The organism is Chelativorans composti, assembly GCF_039541695.1.
Taxonomy (GTDB): domain Bacteria; phylum Pseudomonadota; class Alphaproteobacteria; order Rhizobiales; family Rhizobiaceae; genus Chelativorans; species Chelativorans composti.
Genome location: NZ_BAABGS010000075.1, coordinates 100,381 through 119,161, shown reverse-complemented (window position 1 = coordinate 119,161; position 18,781 = coordinate 100,381). Strand labels below are relative to the sequence as shown.

At 62.9% G+C, this 18,781-nt stretch carries 20 protein-coding genes and 1 tRNA gene; 14 read left to right on the top strand and 7 right to left on the bottom strand.

Translation table 11 applies throughout. The features are described 5' to 3' along the window. Nucleotides 1-17 precede the first annotated feature (17 nt). The 6 genes from ribD to ABD906_RS15770 all read left to right on the top strand — a co-directional run bounded on the left by ribD (nucleotide 18) and on the right by ABD906_RS15770 (nucleotide 6,593). On the top strand, nucleotides 18-1,148 hold the full coding sequence (gene ribD, locus ABD906_RS15795) for a bifunctional diaminohydroxyphosphoribosylaminopyrimidine deaminase/5-amino-6-(5-phosphoribosylamino)uracil reductase RibD (protein ID WP_345100629.1): 1,131 nt from the start codon (nucleotides 18-20) through the stop codon (nucleotides 1,146-1,148). Beyond that, on the top strand, nucleotides 1,148-1,777 hold the full coding sequence (locus ABD906_RS15790) for a riboflavin synthase (RefSeq protein ID WP_165278748.1): 630 nt from the start codon (nucleotides 1,148-1,150) through the stop codon (nucleotides 1,775-1,777). The genes ribD and ABD906_RS15790 overlap by 1 nt, the downstream gene beginning before the upstream one ends. A gap of 186 nt (nucleotides 1,778-1,963) precedes the next feature. Further along, nucleotides 1,964-2,431: a 6,7-dimethyl-8-ribityllumazine synthase gene (gene ribH, locus ABD906_RS15785; protein ID WP_165278747.1), complete on the top strand. Its 468-nt coding sequence runs from the start codon at nucleotides 1,964-1,966 to the stop codon at nucleotides 2,429-2,431. A gap of 1 nt (nucleotide 2,432) precedes the next feature. Beyond that, the gene (nusB, locus tag ABD906_RS15780; protein WP_345100625.1) at nucleotides 2,433-2,942 is read left to right on the top strand and encodes a transcription antitermination factor NusB; all 510 of its coding nucleotides are present in this window, start codon (nucleotides 2,433-2,435) and stop codon (nucleotides 2,940-2,942) included. Beyond that, a complete protein-coding gene (locus tag ABD906_RS15775) occupies nucleotides 2,939-4,153 on the top strand; it encodes an MFS transporter (protein WP_345100623.1) in 1,215 nt (404 codons plus the stop codon). Before nusB ends, ABD906_RS15775 begins: the two co-directional genes overlap by 4 nt. 301 nt (nucleotides 4,154-4,454) lie before the next feature. Next, entirely contained in the window at nucleotides 4,455-6,593 is a 2,139-nt protein-coding gene (locus ABD906_RS15770) for a sodium-translocating pyrophosphatase (RefSeq protein WP_345100621.1), read from the top strand. Nucleotides 6,594-6,719: 126 nt separating this feature from the next. Here ABD906_RS15770 and ABD906_RS15765 read toward each other — a convergent pair whose 3' ends face one another. Further along, nucleotides 6,720-7,238, bottom strand: a complete 519-nt coding sequence (locus ABD906_RS15765) for an outer membrane protein assembly factor BamE domain-containing protein (protein ID WP_165278836.1) — start codon at nucleotides 7,236-7,238, stop codon at nucleotides 6,720-6,722. A gap of 138 nt (nucleotides 7,239-7,376) precedes the next feature. On the opposite strand from ABD906_RS15765, the gene ABD906_RS15760 reads away from it, so the two are divergent. The 6 genes from ABD906_RS15760 (at nucleotide 7,377) to ABD906_RS15735 (ending at nucleotide 11,990) form a co-directional block, all read left to right on the top strand. Then, nucleotides 7,377-7,919 carry a ubiquinol-cytochrome C chaperone family protein gene (locus tag ABD906_RS15760; RefSeq protein WP_165278744.1) on the top strand — a complete coding sequence of 181 codons (543 nt, stop codon included), beginning with the start codon at nucleotides 7,377-7,379 and terminating at the stop codon, nucleotides 7,917-7,919. Between the two features lie 4 nt (nucleotides 7,920-7,923). Next, on the top strand, nucleotides 7,924-8,469 hold the full coding sequence (locus ABD906_RS15755) for a YceD family protein (RefSeq protein ID WP_345100619.1): 546 nt from the start codon (nucleotides 7,924-7,926) through the stop codon (nucleotides 8,467-8,469). Nucleotides 8,470-8,570: 101 nt separating this feature from the next. Then, nucleotides 8,571-9,626 (top strand): phosphate acyltransferase PlsX, encoded by a 1,056-nt coding sequence (gene plsX / locus ABD906_RS15750; RefSeq protein ID WP_165278742.1) that lies wholly within the window; start codon nucleotides 8,571-8,573, stop codon nucleotides 9,624-9,626. Nucleotides 9,627-9,636: 10 nt separating this feature from the next. Further along, nucleotides 9,637-10,608, top strand: coding sequence for a beta-ketoacyl-ACP synthase 3 (locus ABD906_RS15745; RefSeq protein WP_165278741.1), 972 nt, complete (start codon nucleotides 9,637-9,639; stop codon nucleotides 10,606-10,608). A 107-nt stretch (nucleotides 10,609-10,715) separates the two neighbouring features. Then, on the top strand, nucleotides 10,716-11,045 hold the full coding sequence (locus ABD906_RS15740; protein WP_165278740.1) for an integration host factor subunit alpha: 330 nt from the start codon (nucleotides 10,716-10,718) through the stop codon (nucleotides 11,043-11,045). 405 nt (nucleotides 11,046-11,450) lie between these two features. Then, nucleotides 11,451-11,990 (top strand): MerR family transcriptional regulator, encoded by a 540-nt coding sequence (locus ABD906_RS15735; RefSeq protein ID WP_345100615.1) that lies wholly within the window; start codon nucleotides 11,451-11,453, stop codon nucleotides 11,988-11,990. A gap of 103 nt (nucleotides 11,991-12,093) precedes the next feature. On the opposite strand, the gene arsC is transcribed toward ABD906_RS15735, so the two are convergent. Further along, complete coding sequence (arsC, locus tag ABD906_RS15730) at nucleotides 12,094-12,444, bottom strand: arsenate reductase (glutaredoxin) (RefSeq protein ID WP_165278739.1); 351 nt, start codon at nucleotides 12,442-12,444, stop codon at nucleotides 12,094-12,096. Between the two features lie 179 nt (nucleotides 12,445-12,623). Here arsC and ABD906_RS15725 point away from each other — a divergent pair, with 179 nt between their 5' ends. Then, nucleotides 12,624-12,926 carry a DUF1236 domain-containing protein gene (locus ABD906_RS15725; protein WP_165278738.1) on the top strand — a complete coding sequence of 101 codons (303 nt, stop codon included), beginning with the start codon at nucleotides 12,624-12,626 and terminating at the stop codon, nucleotides 12,924-12,926. Between the two features lie 156 nt (nucleotides 12,927-13,082). Here ABD906_RS15725 and ABD906_RS15720 read toward each other — a convergent pair whose 3' ends face one another. From ABD906_RS15720 to ABD906_RS15710, 3 genes are all read right to left on the bottom strand, one after another. Continuing rightward, nucleotides 13,083-13,427, bottom strand: a complete 345-nt coding sequence (locus ABD906_RS15720) for a DUF1850 domain-containing protein (RefSeq protein WP_345100612.1) — start codon at nucleotides 13,425-13,427, stop codon at nucleotides 13,083-13,085. 40 nt (nucleotides 13,428-13,467) lie between these two features. Continuing rightward, nucleotides 13,468-15,579: a TRAP transporter permease gene (locus tag ABD906_RS15715; RefSeq protein ID WP_345100610.1), complete on the bottom strand. Its 2,112-nt coding sequence runs from the start codon at nucleotides 15,577-15,579 to the stop codon at nucleotides 13,468-13,470. Nucleotides 15,580-15,793: 214 nt separating this feature from the next. Next, nucleotides 15,794-16,753 carry a TAXI family TRAP transporter solute-binding subunit gene (locus tag ABD906_RS15710; protein WP_165278735.1) on the bottom strand — a complete coding sequence of 320 codons (960 nt, stop codon included), beginning with the start codon at nucleotides 16,751-16,753 and terminating at the stop codon, nucleotides 15,794-15,796. A gap of 612 nt (nucleotides 16,754-17,365) precedes the next feature. Here ABD906_RS15710 and ABD906_RS15705 point away from each other — a divergent pair. Next, nucleotides 17,366-17,620 (top strand): hypothetical protein, encoded by a 255-nt coding sequence (locus ABD906_RS15705; protein ID WP_345100608.1) that lies wholly within the window; start codon nucleotides 17,366-17,368, stop codon nucleotides 17,618-17,620. A 218-nt stretch (nucleotides 17,621-17,838) separates the two neighbouring features. Here ABD906_RS15705 and ABD906_RS15700 read toward each other — a convergent pair whose 3' ends face one another. Further along, on the bottom strand, nucleotides 17,839-18,105 hold the full coding sequence (locus ABD906_RS15700; RefSeq protein ID WP_345100606.1) for a hypothetical protein: 267 nt from the start codon (nucleotides 18,103-18,105) through the stop codon (nucleotides 17,839-17,841). 474 nt (nucleotides 18,106-18,579) lie between these two features. Next, nucleotides 18,580-18,654, bottom strand: a tRNA-Asn gene (locus ABD906_RS15695). Nucleotides 18,655-18,781 lie beyond the last annotated feature (127 nt).

The window sequence follows — 18,781 nt, the reverse complement described above, 5'->3', positions numbered from 1 at the left end:
TGATGCCCAGGGGGGACATGACAGCATCGCTAGCGGAAAGCCGGGAACAGCGCGATTGCCGGTTCATGGCCGCCGCAATCCGCTATTCCCGGCGTCATCTCGGACTGACAGGAACCAATCCTTCGGTCGCAACCCTCATCGTTGCCGAGCAAGGCGGCCAGCCGGTGATCGTCGGGCGCGGCGTGACAGCACTCGGCGGCCGGCCCCACGCGGAAACGCAGGCGCTGGAAGAGGCTGGCGAGAAGGCGCGGGGCGCCACGGCCTATGTGACGCTCGAGCCCTGCGCGCATCACGGAAAGACGCCGCCCTGTGCCGAGGCGCTGATCCGCGCCGGCATTGCCCGGGTGGTGGGTGCGGCGGACGACCCCGACCCCCGCGTCGCTGGCCGCGGCTATGCGATGCTGCGCGAGGCTGGCATCGAGGTCGTGTCCGGCGTGCTTGCTGAAGAAGCTCGTCAAGTACTCAGCGGCTATCTCATCCGGTCCGAGAAGAAACGCACGGAAGTGACTCTGAAACTGGCGCTTTCCGCCGATGGGAAGATCGGGCGCCAGGGCCGGGGCCAGGTGCAGATCACAGGCGAGATCGCGTCCCGCCAGGTGCACATGATGCGCGCCGAGGCGGACGCGATCCTGATCGGCATCCGTACGGCGCTGAACGACGACCCGGCGCTCACCTGCCGACTGCCGGGTCTGGAGCACCGGTCGCCCGCGCGCATCGTGCTCGACCGGCACCTGAGGTTGCCGCTCAATTCGACGCTGGTGTCGTCGGCGCGTCGCGTGCCGCTTTACCTCACCATCGCCAGCGATTGTCCGGTGGCGCGGCGGGAGGCCTATGCGGAAGCCGGCGTCCAGTTCATCGCGATCGACAGCGTGGACAACGACGTGGCTCTGCCGGAGCTGGTCGAAGACCTCGCCGCCAAGGGCTTCACGAAGCTTCTGGTGGAAGGCGGTGCCTACACGGCGAGCGCGTTCCTTAATGACGGACTGGTGGACCGGATCTGTCTGTTCGTCGCCCCCATACGCCTCGGGGAGGGCGAGGAGGCCGTGGTCGCGCCGGTGACGCCCGAGAGCATTCCGCAGGGCTTCCGGCTCATCCGCCGCGAGCGCTACGGCGAGGACGACTATTTCGAGTATGTGAGGGAAGACTGATGTTCACCGGCATTGTGACGGACATTGGACGCATCGAGTCCATCCAGCCGCTCGACAAGGGCATCAGGCTGCGGATCGCGACGAACTACGATCCCGCCACGATCGCCATCGGTGCGTCCATCGCCTGCGCCGGCGTCTGCCTGACGGTGGTCGCGCTGCCGGACCCGGGCTCCAACGAGCGCTGGTTCGAGGTGGAAGCCTGGGAAGAGGCATTGCGGCTCACGACTGCTTCCGCCTGGAAGCCGGGCACGCGGATCAACCTGGAACGGGCGTTGAAGGTTGGCGACGAACTCGGCGGCCATATCGTTTCAGGCCACGTGGACGGACAGGCCGTTATCCGCGAGCGCCGGGAGGAGGGTGAGGCGGTGCGCTTCGTCCTGGAAGCTCCGGACGAGTTCGCGAAGTTCATCGCGCCCAAGGGGTCCGTTGCCCTCGACGGTACATCGCTTACGGTCAACCGGGTCGACGGCAACCGGTTCGATGTGCTCATCATTCAGCACACGCTGGCGGTAACGACCTGGGGCGAGCGGAAGGTGGGAGATGCCGTGAACCTCGAGGTGGATACGATGGCCCGTTACGCTGCCCGGCTGGCCGAGGCTCAGAGCGTGGCGGGTGCGGCTTCCGCCTGATTGCGGCGTGCGCCGGACCCTGGTCCGGCTCGATACTTGCCGGGTAGTGTTCGCATAGCCTTCGCTGCGGCAAAGCGCGCGGCGCGCTTTGCTCAGGGTTGCGTGTACAGCATTGCCGAAATCGAAAAGAACGACTTGATAAGAATTGGCCTTCGGCCTAAGTCAGCCGCGATCCTGGAGTTACGAATGGCTGATACCAATCCCCCGAAGCTTCTTATCGTGGAAGCGCGTTTTTACGATCATCTGGCCGACGGCCTGCTCGCGGGTGCGAAGGCTGCGCTCGACGAGGCGGGAGCGAGCTACGATATCGTCACCGTCCCGGGCGCGCTGGAGATCCCGGCTGCCATCGCCTTCGCCGCGGAAGCGGGTGAGAACGGCGGCGTGGTTTATGACGGTTACGTCGCCCTCGGCTGCGTCATCCGTGGCGAGACCTATCACTTCGACGTGGTCGCCAACGAGTCCGCGCGCGGCATCATGGACCTCTCGACCATGCTCGGCCTTGCCATCGGCAACGGCATCCTGACGGTCGAGAACGAAGCGCAGGCGCTGGCGCGCATCGCCCGCACCGAAGACGGCAAGGAAGGCGGCAAGGGCTATGCGGCAGCCAAGGCCGCGCTTACAATGATCGCCCTCAAGAAACGTTTCGGAGCGTGATGTGACGTCGGCTCCCAAGGACAACGAAGAACATCCACGTCCGGCCAACAAGCGTGGCACCGCGCGGCTTGCCGCGGTGCAGGCGCTCTACCAGATGGACATTGGCGGCTCCGGCCTGCTGGAGACCACGGCCGAATACGAGGCCTTCCGTCTGGGGCAGGAGATCGACGGGGTCCAGTACCGCGAGGCGGACCCGCAGTGGTTCCGCGCGATCCTCGCCGGCGTGGTCGAGAACCAGAAGCTGATCGACCCGATCATCCGCAAGTCGCTGACCGAGGACTGGCCGCTCTCACGCCTGGACTCGACGCTGCGCGCCATCCTGCGCGCGGGCACGTTCGAGCTCCTCAAGAAGCTCGACGTTCCGGTTCCCGTCATCATCACGGAGTACCTCGACATCGCCCGGGCGTTCTATACAGAGAGCGATGACGAGGAGCCCAGGCTGGTCAACGCCGTGCTGGACCGCATCGCGCGCGAGCACCGCGCGCCCCGCAAACGGAGCACTGCTTCTTGACGGTTGCCGACTCCTACCGCGTCGCCAGGCATAACGCGGGGGTCCTGTTTGGAGCCCAGGCGGTGGTAGGAGCTGGCCAGCCTATCGTCATGTCGATGGGTGGACTGGCCGGCGCATATCTGCTCGGCGCGGACAAGTCTCTGGCCACTGCGCCAATCACGGCCTTCACCCTCGGAACAGCCTTCTTCGCCATTCCCGCCGCAATGCTGATGCGTCGGGCGGGGCGGCGCGCCGGCTTCATCGCGGGCGCGGGCGTCACGGCGCTCGGCGGGCTGGTCGCCACGCTCGCCCTGTTCCAGAACCTGTTCTGGGTGTTCGCGCTCGGGCTGCTCATCATCGGATGCGGCAGTTCCTTTCTTCAGCAGTACCGCTTCGCGGCCGCGGACGGCGCACCGTCCGACTTCCGGCCAAAGGCGATTTCCTGGGTAATGCTCGGGGGCATCGTTGCCGCCGTGCTCGGACCGCAGGTCGTCATCTATACACGTGACCTGTTCGAGCCCGTGCTGTTCGCCGGTTCCTTCGCGTCCATCATCGGCCTTGCCGCCGTTGGCGCGGCAATTCTCTCGTTTCTCAAGCCTGCCGAACTGAAGATTGCCGAAGGGCAGGGCGGCGCGGCGCCAGCGCGGCCGCTCGGCGAAATCCTGAGGCAGCGGCGGCTCGTTACCGCTGTCGTCTGCGGGGTCAGCTCCTTCTCGCTCATGAACTTCGTCATGGTCGGCGCGCCGCTCGCCATGATCGGCTGCGGCTTCTCCCCCGACGAGGCCGCGCTCGGCATCTCCTGGCACATGGTGGCCATGTATGGCCCGAGCTTCTTCACCGGCCACCTGATCACGCGTTTCGGCAAGGACCTGATGGTGGCAGTCGGTCTCTTCCTCATCATGGGGGCAGGGGCCGTGGCGCTCTCCGGTATCGAGCTGTGGCAGTTCTGGCTGTCGCTCGTCCTGCTCGGCGTCGGCTGGAACTTCGGTTTCATCGGCGCGACCGCGATGCTCGCCGACTGCTATCGCCCCTCGGAGAAAAACAAGGTCGAGGGCGTCCACGACTTCGTGCTGTTCCTGGTCGTGTCGATCGGGTCGCTGCTGTCCGGAACGGTCTATAACACGTTCGGCTGGGAGACCCTGAACTGGATCGTCTTCCCGATCGCAGGCTTCAGCCTGCTCGTCCTGGCGCTCAACAGGACGCGGGCGCAGCCGGCCCGTCGCGGCGCCTGACCGCCTGCGGTTTCCGCCTCAGCCGTTCCTTCGCGCCCTGGATAAGAACTTGACAAGGGTTAATCTTTGGACACGCCCCACAAGGGCGCATTTTCCGTGATGTTTATTTCAAACCTGCAATGAATACGTGAATGAAGCGCGTCCATTATCCGCGATGCAGCGGAAATTTTCTTTTTTCCTCATTGGCTTGACCTTGCCGGAAGGCTCTCGCATAAATTTGCTGTGGGGCTGTTATCGTAAAATTACAGCTTTTCTCATGGCTCGGGAGGAGTTCATTGGGCCACATCAGAGGGAAATTGGCATGACGATGCTTTATGTAGTCATTGCCTGCGGCTTGCTTTCCGTCCTGTACGCCATTTGGGCTACGCAATCCGTCCTCGCGGCGGATCAGGGCAATGCACGCATGCAGGAGATTGCTGCGGCCATTCGGGAGGGGGCGCAGGCATATCTTACCCGTCAGTACACGACCATTGCAGGGGTGGGGGCAGTCGTTTTCATCCTGACCTGGTTGCTGCTTAATGCCGAAGCCGCCTTCGGATTCCTGATCGGCGCGGTGCTTTCAGGCGCGGCCGGTTTCATTGGCATGCACGTTTCGGTCCGCGCGAATGTGCGGACGGCGCAGGCTGCCTCCAACAGTCTCGCGGCTGGCCTCGATCTCGCCTTCAAGGCAGGTGCGATCACCGGCCTGCTGGTGGCCGGCCTCGCGTTGCTCGGCGTTTCCGTCTACTACTGGATCCTCATCGGTCCAATGGGGCTAGACCCGTCGAGCCGCTCCGTCGTCGACGCGCTTGTGGCGCTCGGTTTCGGCGCCTCGCTCATTTCCATCTTCGCACGTCTTGGCGGCGGCATCTTCACCAAGGGCGCTGACGTCGGCGGCGACCTTGTGGGCAAGGTCGAGGCGGGCATTCCGGAGGATGATCCGCGCAACCCTGCCACCATCGCCGACAATGTGGGCGACAATGTCGGCGACTGCGCCGGAATGGCCGCGGACCTTTTCGAGACCTATGCCGTGACGACCGTGGCGACGATGGTGCTGGCCGCCATCTTCTTCGGGGGCAGCGAGGTTCTCGGCAGCGCCATGCTCTATCCGCTGGCCATCTGCGGCGCCTGCATCATCACCTCGATCGCTGGCACATTCTTCGTGAAGCTTGGTCCCAACGGCTCGATCATGGGCGCTCTCTACAAGGGACTGATCGTGACCGGGCTTCTCTCCATCCTCGGCGTGGGCGCTGCGACATCGCTCACCATCGGCTGGGGCGAGATCGGCGTGGTGGACGGTATTCCGATCACCGGCCTCAACCTGTTCATCTGCGGCCTGCTCGGCCTGATCGTCACCGGCCTCATCGTGATGATCACCGAGTACTACACGGGAACGGGCAAGCGGCCGGTGAACTCGATCGCGCAGGCGTCGGTAACGGGCCACGGAACCAACGTGATCCAGGGCCTCGCGGTGTCGCTCGAGTCCACGGCGCTGCCGGCCATCGTGATCGTGGCTGGCATCATCTTCACCTACCAGCTCGCGGGTCTGTTCGGCACGGCGATCGCGGTGACGACCATGCTCGGTCTCGCCGGCATGATCGTGGCGCTCGATGCCTTCGGTCCGGTGACGGACAACGCGGGCGGCATCGCCGAAATGTCCGGCCTGCCGAAGGAGGTCCGGCATTCGACCGACGCGCTCGACGCGGTCGGCAACACAACCAAGGCTGTCACCAAGGGCTACGCCATCGGCTCTGCCGGTCTCGGCGCGCTGGTGCTTTTCGCGGCCTACAACTACGATCTGCAGTACTTCTCCGCCAACAGCGGCGAGTTCCCGTATTTCGCAGGGCTGGGCGAGGTCTCGTTCGACCTCTCCAATCCGTACGTGGTGGCCGGCCTCATTTTCGGCGGCCTGATCCCCTATCTGTTCGGCGGCATCGCAATGACGGCGGTGGGCCGTGCGGGCGGTGCGGTGGTGCAGGAGGTGCGGCGGCAGTTCCGCGAGAAGCCGGGCATCATGACCGGCAAGGAGCGGCCGGACTACGCCCGCGCGGTGGACATGCTCACCAGGGCTGCAATCCGCGAGATGATCATCCCGTCGCTGCTGCCGGTGCTGGCGCCGCTCATGGTCTATTTCGGCGTTCTGCTCATCTCCGGCTCCAAGGCCTCGGCCTTCGCAGCGCTCGGCGCCTCGCTGCTCGGCGTGATCGTCAACGGCCTGTTCGTGGCGATCTCCATGACCTCGGGCGGCGGCGCCTGGGACAACGCCAAGAAGAGCTTCGAGGACGGCTTCGTCGACAAGGACGGGGTGCGGCACGAGAAGGCCTCCGACGCGCACAAGGCATCGGTGACGGGCGACACGGTCGGCGATCCCTACAAGGATACGGCCGGTCCGGCGGTCAACCCGATGATCAAGATCACCAACATCATGGCGCTGCTGCTTCTTGCGGTCCTGGCGCACTGATGGGGGCTTGCTGCTCCTCAATCGGAGGCTGCCGAAGCATCTGAAGGAGGAGCTGAAGACCACAAAAGAATGAGGCCTGCGAAGACGCTTCGCAGGCCTCCTGCATTCTGTCTGGCAGGAATGGCTTTACATGCCGCCCGCCCCCAGCGGGTTCATCGGCATCTGGCCGCTGGCCACGCCGGTGATCATCTGGGCGATGAAGTTCTGGTCGCGTCCGCCGGTCGGCGTCGTGCGCGAGATGAAGTCGAAAACCTTGCCATCCTGCAGGCCGTAGTGGGCGATCTGCTTCACGCGGCCGTCGGGGCCGAAGTAGACGGCCAAGACCCTCTGGTCCACGAGCTTCGGCTTCATGAAAGCTGCTGAACGACGGCGGGTCTGGGAAATGTAGTAGAAGACCTCATTGTCGAACGTGGCTGTCGTCGAGGGCGTTCCAAGTGCCAGCAGAACCTGCTCGCGGCTCGATCCGACCGGAACGAGTTCCAGCGCCTTCTCGTCGATGACGTAACCCTGGGTCAGCGTTTCGCCGGGCGTAAGGGTGGAAACGGTGTTGCAGCCAGCAAGAACCAGTCCGGCTCCCGCAAGAAATGCGGCAATCACAAGCCGCCCGGCATGGCTGGTCTCGAAATTTCGCACTTGCAACGACATCTCCTCTTCATTCATCAGCTTCGCGTGCCCACGAGCCTTGCGCGTGCCGTCAAAACGGGTAAACCAGCTACCGCGCTGATGCAACAGAATGCTTTCGATTTGCCAAGATAACTGCATTCACAAGGAGCCCGTTTCTCAATGTTCCGATGGTTGTTCGGTCAGGGGCGGAAGAAACGCCAGGCCATCGTCGATGCGCTCTACGAGCGGATCGTGGCGGGTGCCCGGCAGCCGGCGTTCTACGCCCAGCTCGGCGTGCCCGACACGCCGCTTGGCCGATTCGAGATGCTGTCGGTGCATTTCTTCCTGTTCCTGCACCGCGTGCGCGACAGGCAAGGGGCTCTCCAGGACATCGCGCAGGAGCTCACTGATCAGTTCTTCCAGGATCTCGACCATTCATTGCGAGAAATCGGCATCGGCGACATGGGCGTGCCCAGGCGCATGAAGAAGTTCGCGCGCATGTTCTATGGGCGGCTCGCCTCCTACACGGAAGCTGTGGATGCTGGGGACGAGGCGGCTCTCGCCGAGGCGCTCAAACGCAATATCCATCCGGACCAGGAGAAGTGGGAAGGGGCTGCGCCGCTCGCTGCCTATGTCATGCGGGCAGCGGCCGCCCTTCAGTCCGTTTCCGATGAGGAACTGGCCGCGGGAACATTGCGCCTTATCTCTTTCGAGCAGGAGTAGACCGATGACAGCCGACGCTCAAAGCCCCGTCTCATTCATGTTCCAGGTCAACCGCCTGCCGAAGAATGGGGCGGATGTCACGCTGGAAGCCGACGAGGCGCAGCGGGCCGAGCTGGCCCGCATTCACGACCTCCTGTCGGTGGAGGCATTCACGGCCGAGCTTTCCGTCAAGAAGTGGAAGGCGGATGGCGTGATGGTGAAGGGACGGGTGCGCGCCCGCATCACACAGCAGTGCGTGGTTACGCTCGACCCGATCCTCTCGCACATCGACGAGGAAATCACCGCCATTTTCGTGCCGGAGACGTCGAAGCTTGCCAGGCACCTCGACGAGACGGAGATCATCCTGAATCCCGAGGCGGAGGACCTGCCGGAAACCTACAGCGACGACTCGATCGACCTCGGCGCGCTGGCCGAGGAGTTTTTCACGCTCGGCATTGATCCTTATCCACGGAAGGAGGGCATTACCCTCGAGGAAGCGCTTGGCGGTGAGGTTGAGGAAAAGCGGGGACCGCTTTATGAACAGCTGAAAAAGCTCGGCGGGGGCAATTAACCGAGTACACTTTTTATGACACGGTGTTGTGCCGTCCCACAAAAAAGCTATTTTCGCAGCGTTTTTAAGGCGGCCAGGAGAATAATAGAGGCAAGTTTCGCGTGATACGCATTTCTATTGACGCAATGGGTGGCGACCACGGACCCGAGGTCACGCTCGCTGGACTCCTCCAGGTTGCGACCCGCAGGCCCGACATAAGATTTGTAATCTTTGGCCAGCAGCAAGTCGTTCTTCCCGTCCTCGAGAGGATGCCGAAGCTGCAGGAGATCAGCACCTTTGTCCATTGCGACGTGGCGGTGGAAATGGATGCGAAGCCGAGCCAGGCGCTCCGCCACGGGCGGTGGAAATCGTCCATGTGGAAGGCCATCGAAGCGGTGAAGAACGGCGATGCCGACGCCTGCATCTCGGCGGGCAACACCGGCGCCCTCATGGCCATGTCCAAGTTCTGCCTGCGCACCATGGCCGACATTGAGCGGCCGGCCATCGCCGCGATCTGGCCGACGTTGCGCGGCGAGAGCATCGTGCTCGACGTGGGCGCGACGATCGGCGCCGACGCGCAGCTCCTGGTCGACTTCGCCATCATGGGCGCGGCGCTGGCGCACGCCCTGTTCGACATCGAGAGGCCGACGGTCGGCCTGCTCAATGTGGGCGTCGAGGAGATCAAGGGCCAGGAGGAGGTCAAGGAAGCCGGACGCATGCTGCGCGAGGCCAATCTCGAAAGCATGAATTACGTGGGCTTCGTCGAAGGCAACGACATCGGCAAGGGCACGGTCGACGTGGTCGTCACCGAAGGCTTCGCCGGCAACATCGCGCTCAAGACCGCCGAGGGTACCGCCCGGCAGATCGCCGCGTACCTGCGCGAGGCGATGAACAGCTCGCTTCTGTCGCAACTCGGCTATCTGCTGGCCAAGGGGGCCTTCGACCGCCTGCGCGAGAAGATGAACGTAAACAAGACCAACGGCGGTGTCTTCATGGGACTGAAGGGCATCGTCGTGAAGAGCCACGGGGGGGCAGATGCAGAAGGGTTTGCTGCGGCTGTCGAGCTGGGCTATGAGCTGGTGAAGAACGGCGTTTTCGAGAAGACGCGCGCCACGCTCGATCTCTATCATGCGCGCCGGCCCCAGGTGCTGGCAGTCCGCGAAGAATCCGATGCATAGGTGAAATTTGATGATCAGGTCCGCTATTATCGGCGTCGGTTCGGCTCTGCCGCGCCGCATCATGACCAACAAGGATTTTGAAAAGCTCGTCGATACATCCGACGAGTGGATCGTGCAGCGGACGGGCATCGAGCAGCGGCACATCGCAGGCGACGATGAAACCACCGTATCGCTGGGCGAGGCGGCGGCCCGGGCGGCGCTCGAGAATGCGGGCCTCACTCCCGACGACATCGACCTCATCGTGGTGGCGACCGCCACGCCCAACAACACGTTTCCGGCGTCGGCAGTCGAAATTCAGCAGCGCCTGGGCATGCAGCACGGCTTCGCCTTCGACATGCAGGCGGTGTGCAGCGGCTTTGTCTACGCCATCACCTGCGCCGACCTGCATATCCGCGGCGGAATGGCAAAGCGGGCGCTGGTGATCGGCGCCGAAACCTTCTCGCGCATCCTCGACTGGAGCGACCGCACCACTTGCGTGCTGTTCGGCGACGGCGCGGGTGCGGTCGTGCTAGAGGCGACGGAAGGGAAGGGTACTGTCGAGGATCGCGGAATCCTGGCCTCGTCGCTGCGTTCCGACGGCTCGCACAAGGAGAAGCTCTTCGTCGACGGCGGACCGTCCACCACGGGCACCGTGGGCCATCTGCGCATGCAGGGCCGCGAGGTGTTCAAGCATGCCGTCGGCATGATCACCGATGTGATCGAGGACGTGTTCGCCAAGACGGGGGTCACGGCCGAGGACATCGACTGGTTCGTGCCGCACCAGGCCAACAAGCGCATCATCGACGCGTCCGCCAAGAAGCTCGGCATCGCCGAGGAGAAGGTCATCATCACCGTCAACAAGCACGGCAACACCTCGGCAGCCTCGGTGCCGCTGGCACTGGCTTGCGCGGTCGCCGAGGGCAAGATCAAGAAGGGCGACCTGGTCCTGCTAGAGGCCATGGGCGGCGGGTTCACCTGGGGTGCCGTGCTCCTGCGCTGGTAACGCCGCTAAATTTAGCTTTTGGGCGCTTGACCTCGGGGCGGCAATTTGGGTAACGTCGCCCTGAGCTTCGTTGTAATTTCAATAGTTTGGAAGAATTGGACCGTCTGATGGGGGGTAAAACCGTCACACGCGCAGACCTCGCTGAGGCAGTCTACCGCAAGATCGGCCTGTCACGCACGGAGTCGGCGCAGATCGTCGAGATGGTTCTGCAGGAACTGTCAGACGCCATTGTGCGGGGAGAGACAGTGAAGCTGTCGTCCTTTGCCACGTTCCAGGTGCGCGAGAAGAACGAGCGCATCGGCCGCAACCCCAAGACGGGCGAGGAAGTACCGATTTCTCCGCGCCGTGTGATGACCTTCAAGGCATCCAACGTGCTCAAGAACCACATCCTGCGCGCCCATCAGAACCGAAAGAAGAAGTCGTCCTCTTCTTCCTAGTACGGCTCGGAATTCCCGAAACTTCGGGCGGAGGACCGTTCACGCCATTTTTGGCCGTTGAAAGGGCGGGCTGGGAACAGGCTTCGCGTTCCGGAACTCTCGCCCTCCAAGACGCGCAGGTGAGGGGTTCCGCGTCTGTTGCCGGATCAAGGCCAGAGCATACATGTGAAAGCCTGAAGCGCCCACGAAACCCTACAGCTTTGAACGGCAACTCATCCACGAGTTTCGCGGATTACCTTCCCGCAGAATGCGACGCGCGGTCCCTGTAACTCGCGACAGCAAGAACGCCACCGAGACCACCCGATTCCGCCGCTGGTGTAACTTCTTATCCTAAGTACTTGTCATTTCTGTGCGAACATTGCTCTATATACGAATGAGTCGTATCTGAGCGAGAAGGGCATGGATATGAACAAGAGCCCGGACGCATTCCGCACCATCAGCGAAGTTGCCGAAGAGCTGGACCTGCCGCAGCACGTGCTGCGGTTCTGGGAGACCCGCTTCTCGCAGATCAAGCCGCTCAAGCGCGGCGGCGGGCGGCGGTACTATCGGCCGCAGGACGTCGATCTCATTCGCGGCATCCGCTACATGCTCTACGAGCAGGGCTATACGATCAAGGGCGTACAGAAGATCCTGCGCGAAAACGGCGTGCAGTTCGTGATCGCGGTCGGGCGTGAGGACATCGCCGAGGTGGAGGCCTTCAGCCGGATGAAGGCCGCCGATACCGAGGCCGGGGCCGAGACCGATGCACCACCGCAGGCGCCCGAGGGCGAGGATCTGGTCGGCCAGGCGAGAGTCAAGCCGGCCCGGCGTTTCTTCGGGCTGGGCGGCTCGCGCGAGGAAACGCAAGGCGAGGGCGGTTCGCTTTCCAAGGAGAACCGGGCGCTGCTGCAGGAGACGCTGTTCGACCTGCTCGAATGCAAGCGGCTCCTCGACCAGGTGCGCTAGGCGCAGAAGACTTTCACGGATCATAAAACGAAAGGCTGCCGGGCGGGCAGCCTTTCGCGCTTCATGCGTGCCGGAGACGATCGCCGCGGGCGCCGAAGCAGCCTCACCCCACCAGAGAGCGCACCGTCTCGGCGGGGCGGCAGAGCTTCGTTCCGCGGGGCGAGACGACGATCGGCCGCTCGATGAGGATCGGGTGCTCGACCATCAGGCCGATGAGCTGGTCGTCGGTCCACTCGGGATCATCCAGGCCAAGCTCGTCATAGGGCGTGCCCTTCCGGCGCAGCAGCTCGCGCGGTCTCATGCCCATCGCCGCCAGCAGTTCCTTCAGTTTTTCGCGCGAGGGCGGATCCTTCAGGTACTCGATGACGACAGGTTCCTCGCCGCTTTCGCGGATCATGGCCAGCACGTTGCGGGAGGTGCCGCACTTGGGATTGTGGTAAATGGTGATGGTCATTGCATGCTCCCCAGCGGTGGCGGTTTCCGAGGCTCATAGCACGAACCGCGCGCAGCCTTAATCCCGCGATCGCGCTCATGTGCCGCCTGGCGCGATGGCGGTGCCATGTCCCTCTCCCCACAGGGGAACAAGCTCCCGAGCCTGAAGTTGGGGCGGTATCAACCAACAGGAGCATCATCATGCGACGCATCCTTCTCACGGCCGCCGCTGCGGCATTCGCCGGAACTGCCATGGCCCAGACGGTGGTCATCACTCCCGAACAGGAGACGGTCATCCGCGAGTATGTGGTCACGCATCAGCCCCAGCCGGTCGAAATGCCGCCGGAGCTGACGCTCGAAGTCGGCACGCCGTTGCCCGAAGCAATCGAGCTGCAGCCGCTGGATGCGCCCGATCTCGGCGTGCAGTACCGCTATTTCGTGGTCGACGGGCGGACCGTTCTCGTCGAGCCGCAGACCCGCGAGATCGTCTACATTCTCGAGTAGCCGGCAGACCATCACGCGGACGTGGGAGAGGCACGGGCACGATTGCCCATGCCTCTTTTGCGTCAGGGAGGGCGTGTCGGCAGGCACGAAGCATGGTTCCGGCACTTGTAGTACCGAACCGCCGCCATCGGAGACGGAATGCGGATACGCCCGGCTCTATTCGTGCGGAGGGCGATCGCAGGGGGCAACGGTAATGGGGGCGCCTGCCGTTTCTCCAAGGCTGAGGCACTGTCCCTCTGCGCATAGGGTCCAGCCACCACCGGTCGCGCCGGAAGCGGCGAGGGTCAGCGAGGGAAGGGGCGGGCGGTTCGGCCGGTAAACCCACCAGCCATCCTCGAACACAGCATCCTCGGGGGGATCCATGCCCGCGCCGGAGCCTTTGACGCGGGCTTCCTCGAGGACGAGGCCATCCGGCGTGACCGCCCATGTCTCCCGCCATTCGGTCTTCTGGACGGAATGGGTCCAGGATAGGGAGAACAGGGAGGCCGCGAGAACCGTCATCTTTCCCGCGGCCAGGATGCAGAGGGCCGGCATCGCTGCCTCAGGGGGCAGCGGGTGCCGCCTGGCGGCGGGTGCGCCACCAGTGCAGCCCGATAACGAAAATGCCGAGCAGCCAGCCGGCTTCGTCCGTGGCGGGCAGGGCCAGAACCAGCAGGATGCCGGCGGCAAAGCTGATCAGGCGCTCCCACCATTGCGCGTGGCCGAAGAGGTAGCCCACCACGGCCATGCCCCACAGCCCGATGGCGAAACAGGCCTTAAGGAAGAGGTAGGTCACCTCGCCCCAGTCGCCGATATGGGCGGAAAGGGGCCCGGGATCCTGCAGCATGAGCGCCGGAGTATAGACCGCCATGAAGGGCACCAGGAAGCCCGCGGTCGCGAGCTTGGTGGCCTGGATGGAAATCTTGAGGCCGGAGGTCTTCGCCATAGGGGCCGCCGCGAAGCAGGCAAGCGCTACCGGCGGCGTCAGGTCAGCCAGAATGCCGAAGTAGAAGACGAACATGTGGCTCACCAGCAGCGGCACGCCAAGCTGCAGCAGCGCGGGACCGGCGAGCGACGAGGTTATGATGTAGTTCGGGATGGTCGGGATGCCCATGCCTAGCACGAGGCACGTGATCATCGTGAGGATCAGCGACAGGAGCAGGTTGTTCTGGCCGATCGAAATCACCCAGCCGATGAAGGTCGAAGCGATGCCGGTGAGCGTCAGCGTGCCGATGACGATGCCGACGATGGCGCAGGCGATGCCGACGGGCAGAGCATTCTTGGCGCCCTCTGCCATTGCGTCACGGCAGAGGACAAGCGTCTCGCGCCCACCCTTCACGAGGGCGCAGGCGAGGACCAGCGCGCCGATCAGCAGGGCGAGGACGTTCACGCCGTACTCAAGGAAGGCAGCGGCGGCAAGGCCCAGGGCGATCCAGAAGACGACGCGGAAAGCATAGGGGCCGATCAGGGCGGCAAGGGGCATGCCGAGCAGCAGCACGACGATCATCGTCAGGCCGATGGTGCCGGCGAAGATGGGCGTGTAACCGGCGAAAAGCAGGTAGACGAGCATGCCGAGCGGCAGAACCAGCGGCCAGTGCTGGCGGACTGCCTTCCAGGGATCCGGCAGCGTGTCCTTGTCCATGCCGCCGAGGCCCGCCTTGCCGGCCTCCAGATGCACCATCCAGAAGCAGGTGGCAAAAAAGAGGATGGCAGGGATGAGTGCAGCCTTGACGATCTCGACATAGGGTACGTTCAGTGTCTCGGCCATGATGAAGGCCACGGCGCCCATCACAGGCGGCATGAGCTGTCCGCCCATTGAGGATGTGGCCTCGACGCCGCCTGCGAAGGCCGAGCGGAAGCCGAAGCGCTTCATCAACGGGATTGTGAACTGGCCGGACGCCACGACATTCGCCACGCCCGAGCCGGAGATCGTGCCCATCAACGCGGAGGACATGACGCAGACCTGCGCCGGGCCGCCGCGCCAGCCGCCGACAAGACCGAGAGCGAAATCGTTGAAGAGAGCAAGCATTCCGGCGCGCTCGAGGAAAGCGGCGAAGACCACGAAGATGAAGATGTAGCTGGCCGAGACGTAGATCGGCGTGCCGTAAATGCCTTCGGTGCCAAAGGCAAAGTGCTCGACGATCTGTGCGAAGTCGTAGCCGCGGTGGATGAAGGGCGGCGGCAGATGGTTGCCGAATAGGGTATAGGCGAGAAAGAGGCCGGCGATGATGGTGAGCGGCCAGCCCATCAGGCGTCGTGCACCCTCGAACACAAGGAGGATCAGCACCACGCCCACGACGAGATCCAGCGGCGTATGGAACCCGGAGCGGATGATCAGGTCCTTGTAGAAGATCCAGTTGTAAAGGCCCGTGGAGAAGCCAAGGATGCCAAGGAGCCAGAACCAGGCCCGTCCCAACGGCGTCCTCGCAACCAGGTTGCCGAACAGGGCGAAGCCCAGAAGCAGCAGAATGCCCACGTGCATGGCGCGGATGACCTGGCTAGGCAGGGCGCCATAGGCTGCAACCCAGATCTGAAACAGCGAAAAGGCGAAGGCTATCCAGAACGCCAGCCTGCCTAGAAATCCTTCGCCAAATCCTTTCGGCAGGCCATCAATGACTTCTTCCGCGCTGTCCTGAGGTATGATCGGACTTTCCACCTTGGCAGCTGTGCTCACGTTGTCTCTCCACACGAACAAACCGCAATCCGATCAGGATTGCGGGAGATGGAAATGCAGACGGGGCTTGCCGGCGCCGGCAGGAGAGCCCGGATACGGGTGATCCGCACGGCCGCCGGACCGGCGTCGGCCCCGCCTGGATGAACCATTGAATTTTGCACCATCGAAGAGTGGCCATGGAGCGGGATCTGTCGGCGCTCCATGGCAGAGGACGCTATTTCAGGACGCCCACTTCGCGGTAATAACGCTCGGCGCCGGGATGCAGCGGCACCGGCATGCCGTCCACGGCCTTGTTCACATCGATGGCCTGGGCTGCCGAGTGGGCAGCAATGAGCTGCGGAAGATTCTCGAACAGCAGCTTGGTCATCTGGTAGACGGTCTCTTCCGGCACGCCCTCATGGGTGATCAGGAAGTTGCCGACCGCAGCCGTCTCCACGTCCTCGGCCTGCCCCTCGTAGGTGCCTGCGGGAATCACGGCGGAGACATAGGGCGCGCCGATCTTCTCCACGATGTCCTTCGGAATGGCGACGACATTGATCGGCAGCGAGGTTGCCAGGTCACGGATGGAGGCAACGCCAAGGCCGGAGGATTGCAGCGTCGCATCGAGCTGGCGGTTCTTGATCAGCTCCACGGACTCGCCGAAGGGCAGGTACTCGATCTTGCCGAGATCGTCGTAGCTCATGCCGGCCGCGGCAAAGATGGCGCGGGCGTTGAGCTCGGTGCCCGAGGCCGGAGCGCCGACCGACAGGCTCTTGCCTTTAAGGTCCTCAAGCGTCTTGATGCCGGAATCCTGGGTGGCGACCACCTGGATGTAGTTCGGGTAAATGGCGGCAACGCCGCGCAGCTTGTCGAGCGGCTGCGGGAAACCGGCCTCCTTGTTGCCCTTCACGGCTTCCTGAACCGAGTCGCCGAGCGAGAAACCGATCTCGCCCTTGCCCTGTTGCAGCAGGTTCAGGTTTTCCACCGAAGCCTTGGTGGCCTGCACCTGGGTGCGGGCTCCTTCGATGCCTTTCGCGTAGATCTCGGACAGCGCGACGCCCAGCGGATAGTAGACGCCCGACGTGCCACCCGTCAGAACGTTGATGAACTGCTGGGCGCTGGCTCCCGTCGCCGAAAGGCAAAGGGAAAGGGCCGCCGTGGCTCCGATGAACGTGCGTCGTGAAAATGCGATCATACTGATCCTCCCGTGTATGGTCGGCCGGAAGTGTAGACGCGTCGGAAAAAATCGAAAAGTCCTGTTTCGCCTCTGTCATGTCATGTGAACAGGAAGGACAATTCACGAAAACATTTGCCGACGAGGTAAATTGTTTTCTTCTTGAAATGCTTGAATTGTAAACTCCGTAAATCCAACGCGATCCAGCAATTTTCTGCCGCGTCTGTCATTGGTCTGCGCATTTTTCTTTCCAGAAGGACGGGCGGAGCGCAGACACCGGCGTGAATTGAGGGCCCCGGAGGCGGGTACGGGAAATGCCGTTGCCCCGCAAGGATCGTCCAAGGGGGGGAGCCCCGCGACCACTCATCACGAAGCCTTGTCATGAGGCATCGCCGGGCTAGGGCAGAAAGGGGAATTGATTGGCTATCAGGAGGCTATGCGCCATGTTCGTGTGCGAAAGGTGCCAATGGTTACCGCCCGTATCCCTCGACCACAGCGGTGATGGCGGATCCTGTTCACCTGCAGATAGCGGCCCATCATCCGGAGAACGTCACCTTCCGGATATGACAAGCCACTGGTTCCCGATCTATGGATGGGCAGGGCGGATGGGGGAGTGCGGGCGGAGCCGGAAGCGTGTGCGCTCCGGAGCGGTTCCGCGCCGAAGCGGTTCAGAAATGGCGCTGGAGCATTCAGAAAAAGAAAAAGCCCGCCAGGGAGGAGGATGGCGGGCTTGATCTGAAATACAGCATGGGAGGAGGAGATGCTGTATTCTTGTTAGCGTGTCTGGGAGGAGGAAGACAGCTAACGATTGGCTTTCTACGGATTCGCTTGCTCTTCGACCAGACCAAAAATTGCAATGCAGTATTGCAATTGTGCATTGCACAATGACGGACGAGCAGCAAAGCAGATGAGTGGCGCGGGCGCTGCAGGCTGGCGCGCGCCGTAGGGTTGCTGAGAACCTGAGATCTGCCAAGGGAAGTGCGTGCGGCGCGGGCAGAGGGCGTGCACCATCTGGACCAGTCCAGCCTTTCGCGGGATCGCCGAAGCTAGTTTAACGCGTCTGTGTCCCGATGCTGGGGAAGGTTTCCACCTGTTCCGACGCCGTTCTAGTTCATTTGCCGGTCTTCGTCGTCCTCTTCGTCCTCCTCGTCATCCGCGTCGTCGTCCTCCTCGTCATCCTCATCGTCATCATCATCATCTTCGTCTTCGGCAATCTCGTCTCTGATTTCCTCCAGAACGAGCTCCAGCCGGTGCAGCTTGAAGGCGATGTATTCGAGAGTGGAGGCGATTCGTTCCTCGGCGGAGGCTCCGTCGCTGGTTAGTCCGGCCCGCGCTTTCCATTCCTCGAAAAGTCTGTCCTCAGTATTTGCCATTGCTTTCAGAGCCTCCTATTTTCGCCCGTGCGATGGAATGCGCGTCGCGGAAAAGTGTATCCGGCGCCGCGGCGGCGGTCGGCGAATGCCGGGGCGCCGGGTCAGCTTCTAGGGTAGGAAGAATCGAAGCCGCCACAAGGTCGCGACAAGAGCCGGCGCTCATTCAAATGGATGAAGGGGAACAGTGAGGTGGTATTCCAGGGCAGATGCCGGCAGAACCGGCTGCCGCAAGCGACAAGGCAGAATCAGCGCGCGGCGGTCGCTGACGCTTCCTATAAGACACAGGATGCGAGCGTAGTTTTCGCGCTGGCGTAAGAATCGCGTGCGATGCTGCCAGTTGCCGAAGCTGAACTCAGAATCACCAAACCAGGTAATTATTCGAACAAGACAGGAAATAGCGGCAAGAAGCGGAAAAGAAGAGGAAAACGCTTCAGCGTTTGGACAAAACCGATCTTCGTCAAGGAAGAGAAAGAGTGGCTCCCCGGGCCGGATTCGAACCAGCGACCAACCGGTTAACAGCCGGTTGCTCTACCGCTGAGCTACCGGGGAACGGTGCGCTCGCTTGAGACGACGCTGCCTATAGCAAAGACCTTTTTGATTTGCAAAGAGGCTTTTTCACTTTTGTCCAAATTTTCTTCACGCGGGCTCGATTTGGCCATAACCGTCCACATATGAA

Excerpts from the sequence above, each read along its gene's own strand:
- ribD (WP_345100629.1), top strand. The coding sequence starts at position 18 with ATGACAGCATCGCTAGCGGAAAGCCGGGAACAGCGCGATTGCCGGTTC.
- ABD906_RS15790 (WP_165278748.1), top strand. The coding sequence starts at position 1,148 with ATGTTCACCGGCATTGTGACGGACATTGGACGCATCGAGTCCATCCAG.
- ribH (WP_165278747.1), top strand. The coding sequence starts at position 1,964 with ATGGCTGATACCAATCCCCCGAAGCTTCTTATCGTGGAAGCGCGTTTT.
- ABD906_RS15770 (WP_345100621.1), top strand. The coding sequence starts at position 4,455 with ATGACGATGCTTTATGTAGTCATTGCCTGCGGCTTGCTTTCCGTCCTG.
- ABD906_RS15765 (WP_165278836.1), bottom strand. The coding sequence starts at position 7,238 with ATGTCGTTGCAAGTGCGAAATTTCGAGACCAGCCATGCCGGGCGGCTT.
- ABD906_RS15760 (WP_165278744.1), top strand. The coding sequence starts at position 7,377 with ATGTTCCGATGGTTGTTCGGTCAGGGGCGGAAGAAACGCCAGGCCATC.
- ABD906_RS15755 (WP_345100619.1), top strand. The coding sequence starts at position 7,924 with ATGACAGCCGACGCTCAAAGCCCCGTCTCATTCATGTTCCAGGTCAAC.
- ABD906_RS15745 (WP_165278741.1), top strand. The coding sequence starts at position 9,637 with ATGATCAGGTCCGCTATTATCGGCGTCGGTTCGGCTCTGCCGCGCCGC.
- ABD906_RS15740 (WP_165278740.1), top strand. The coding sequence starts at position 10,716 with ATGGGGGGTAAAACCGTCACACGCGCAGACCTCGCTGAGGCAGTCTAC.
- ABD906_RS15735 (WP_345100615.1), top strand. The coding sequence starts at position 11,451 with ATGAACAAGAGCCCGGACGCATTCCGCACCATCAGCGAAGTTGCCGAA.
- arsC (WP_165278739.1), bottom strand. The coding sequence starts at position 12,444 with ATGACCATCACCATTTACCACAATCCCAAGTGCGGCACCTCCCGCAAC.
- ABD906_RS15725 (WP_165278738.1), top strand. The coding sequence starts at position 12,624 with ATGCGACGCATCCTTCTCACGGCCGCCGCTGCGGCATTCGCCGGAACT.
- ABD906_RS15720 (WP_345100612.1), bottom strand. The coding sequence starts at position 13,427 with ATGACGGTTCTCGCGGCCTCCCTGTTCTCCCTATCCTGGACCCATTCC.
- ABD906_RS15710 (WP_165278735.1), bottom strand. The coding sequence starts at position 16,753 with ATGATCGCATTTTCACGACGCACGTTCATCGGAGCCACGGCGGCCCTT.
- ABD906_RS15700 (WP_345100606.1), bottom strand. The coding sequence starts at position 18,105 with ATGGCAAATACTGAGGACAGACTTTTCGAGGAATGGAAAGCGCGGGCC.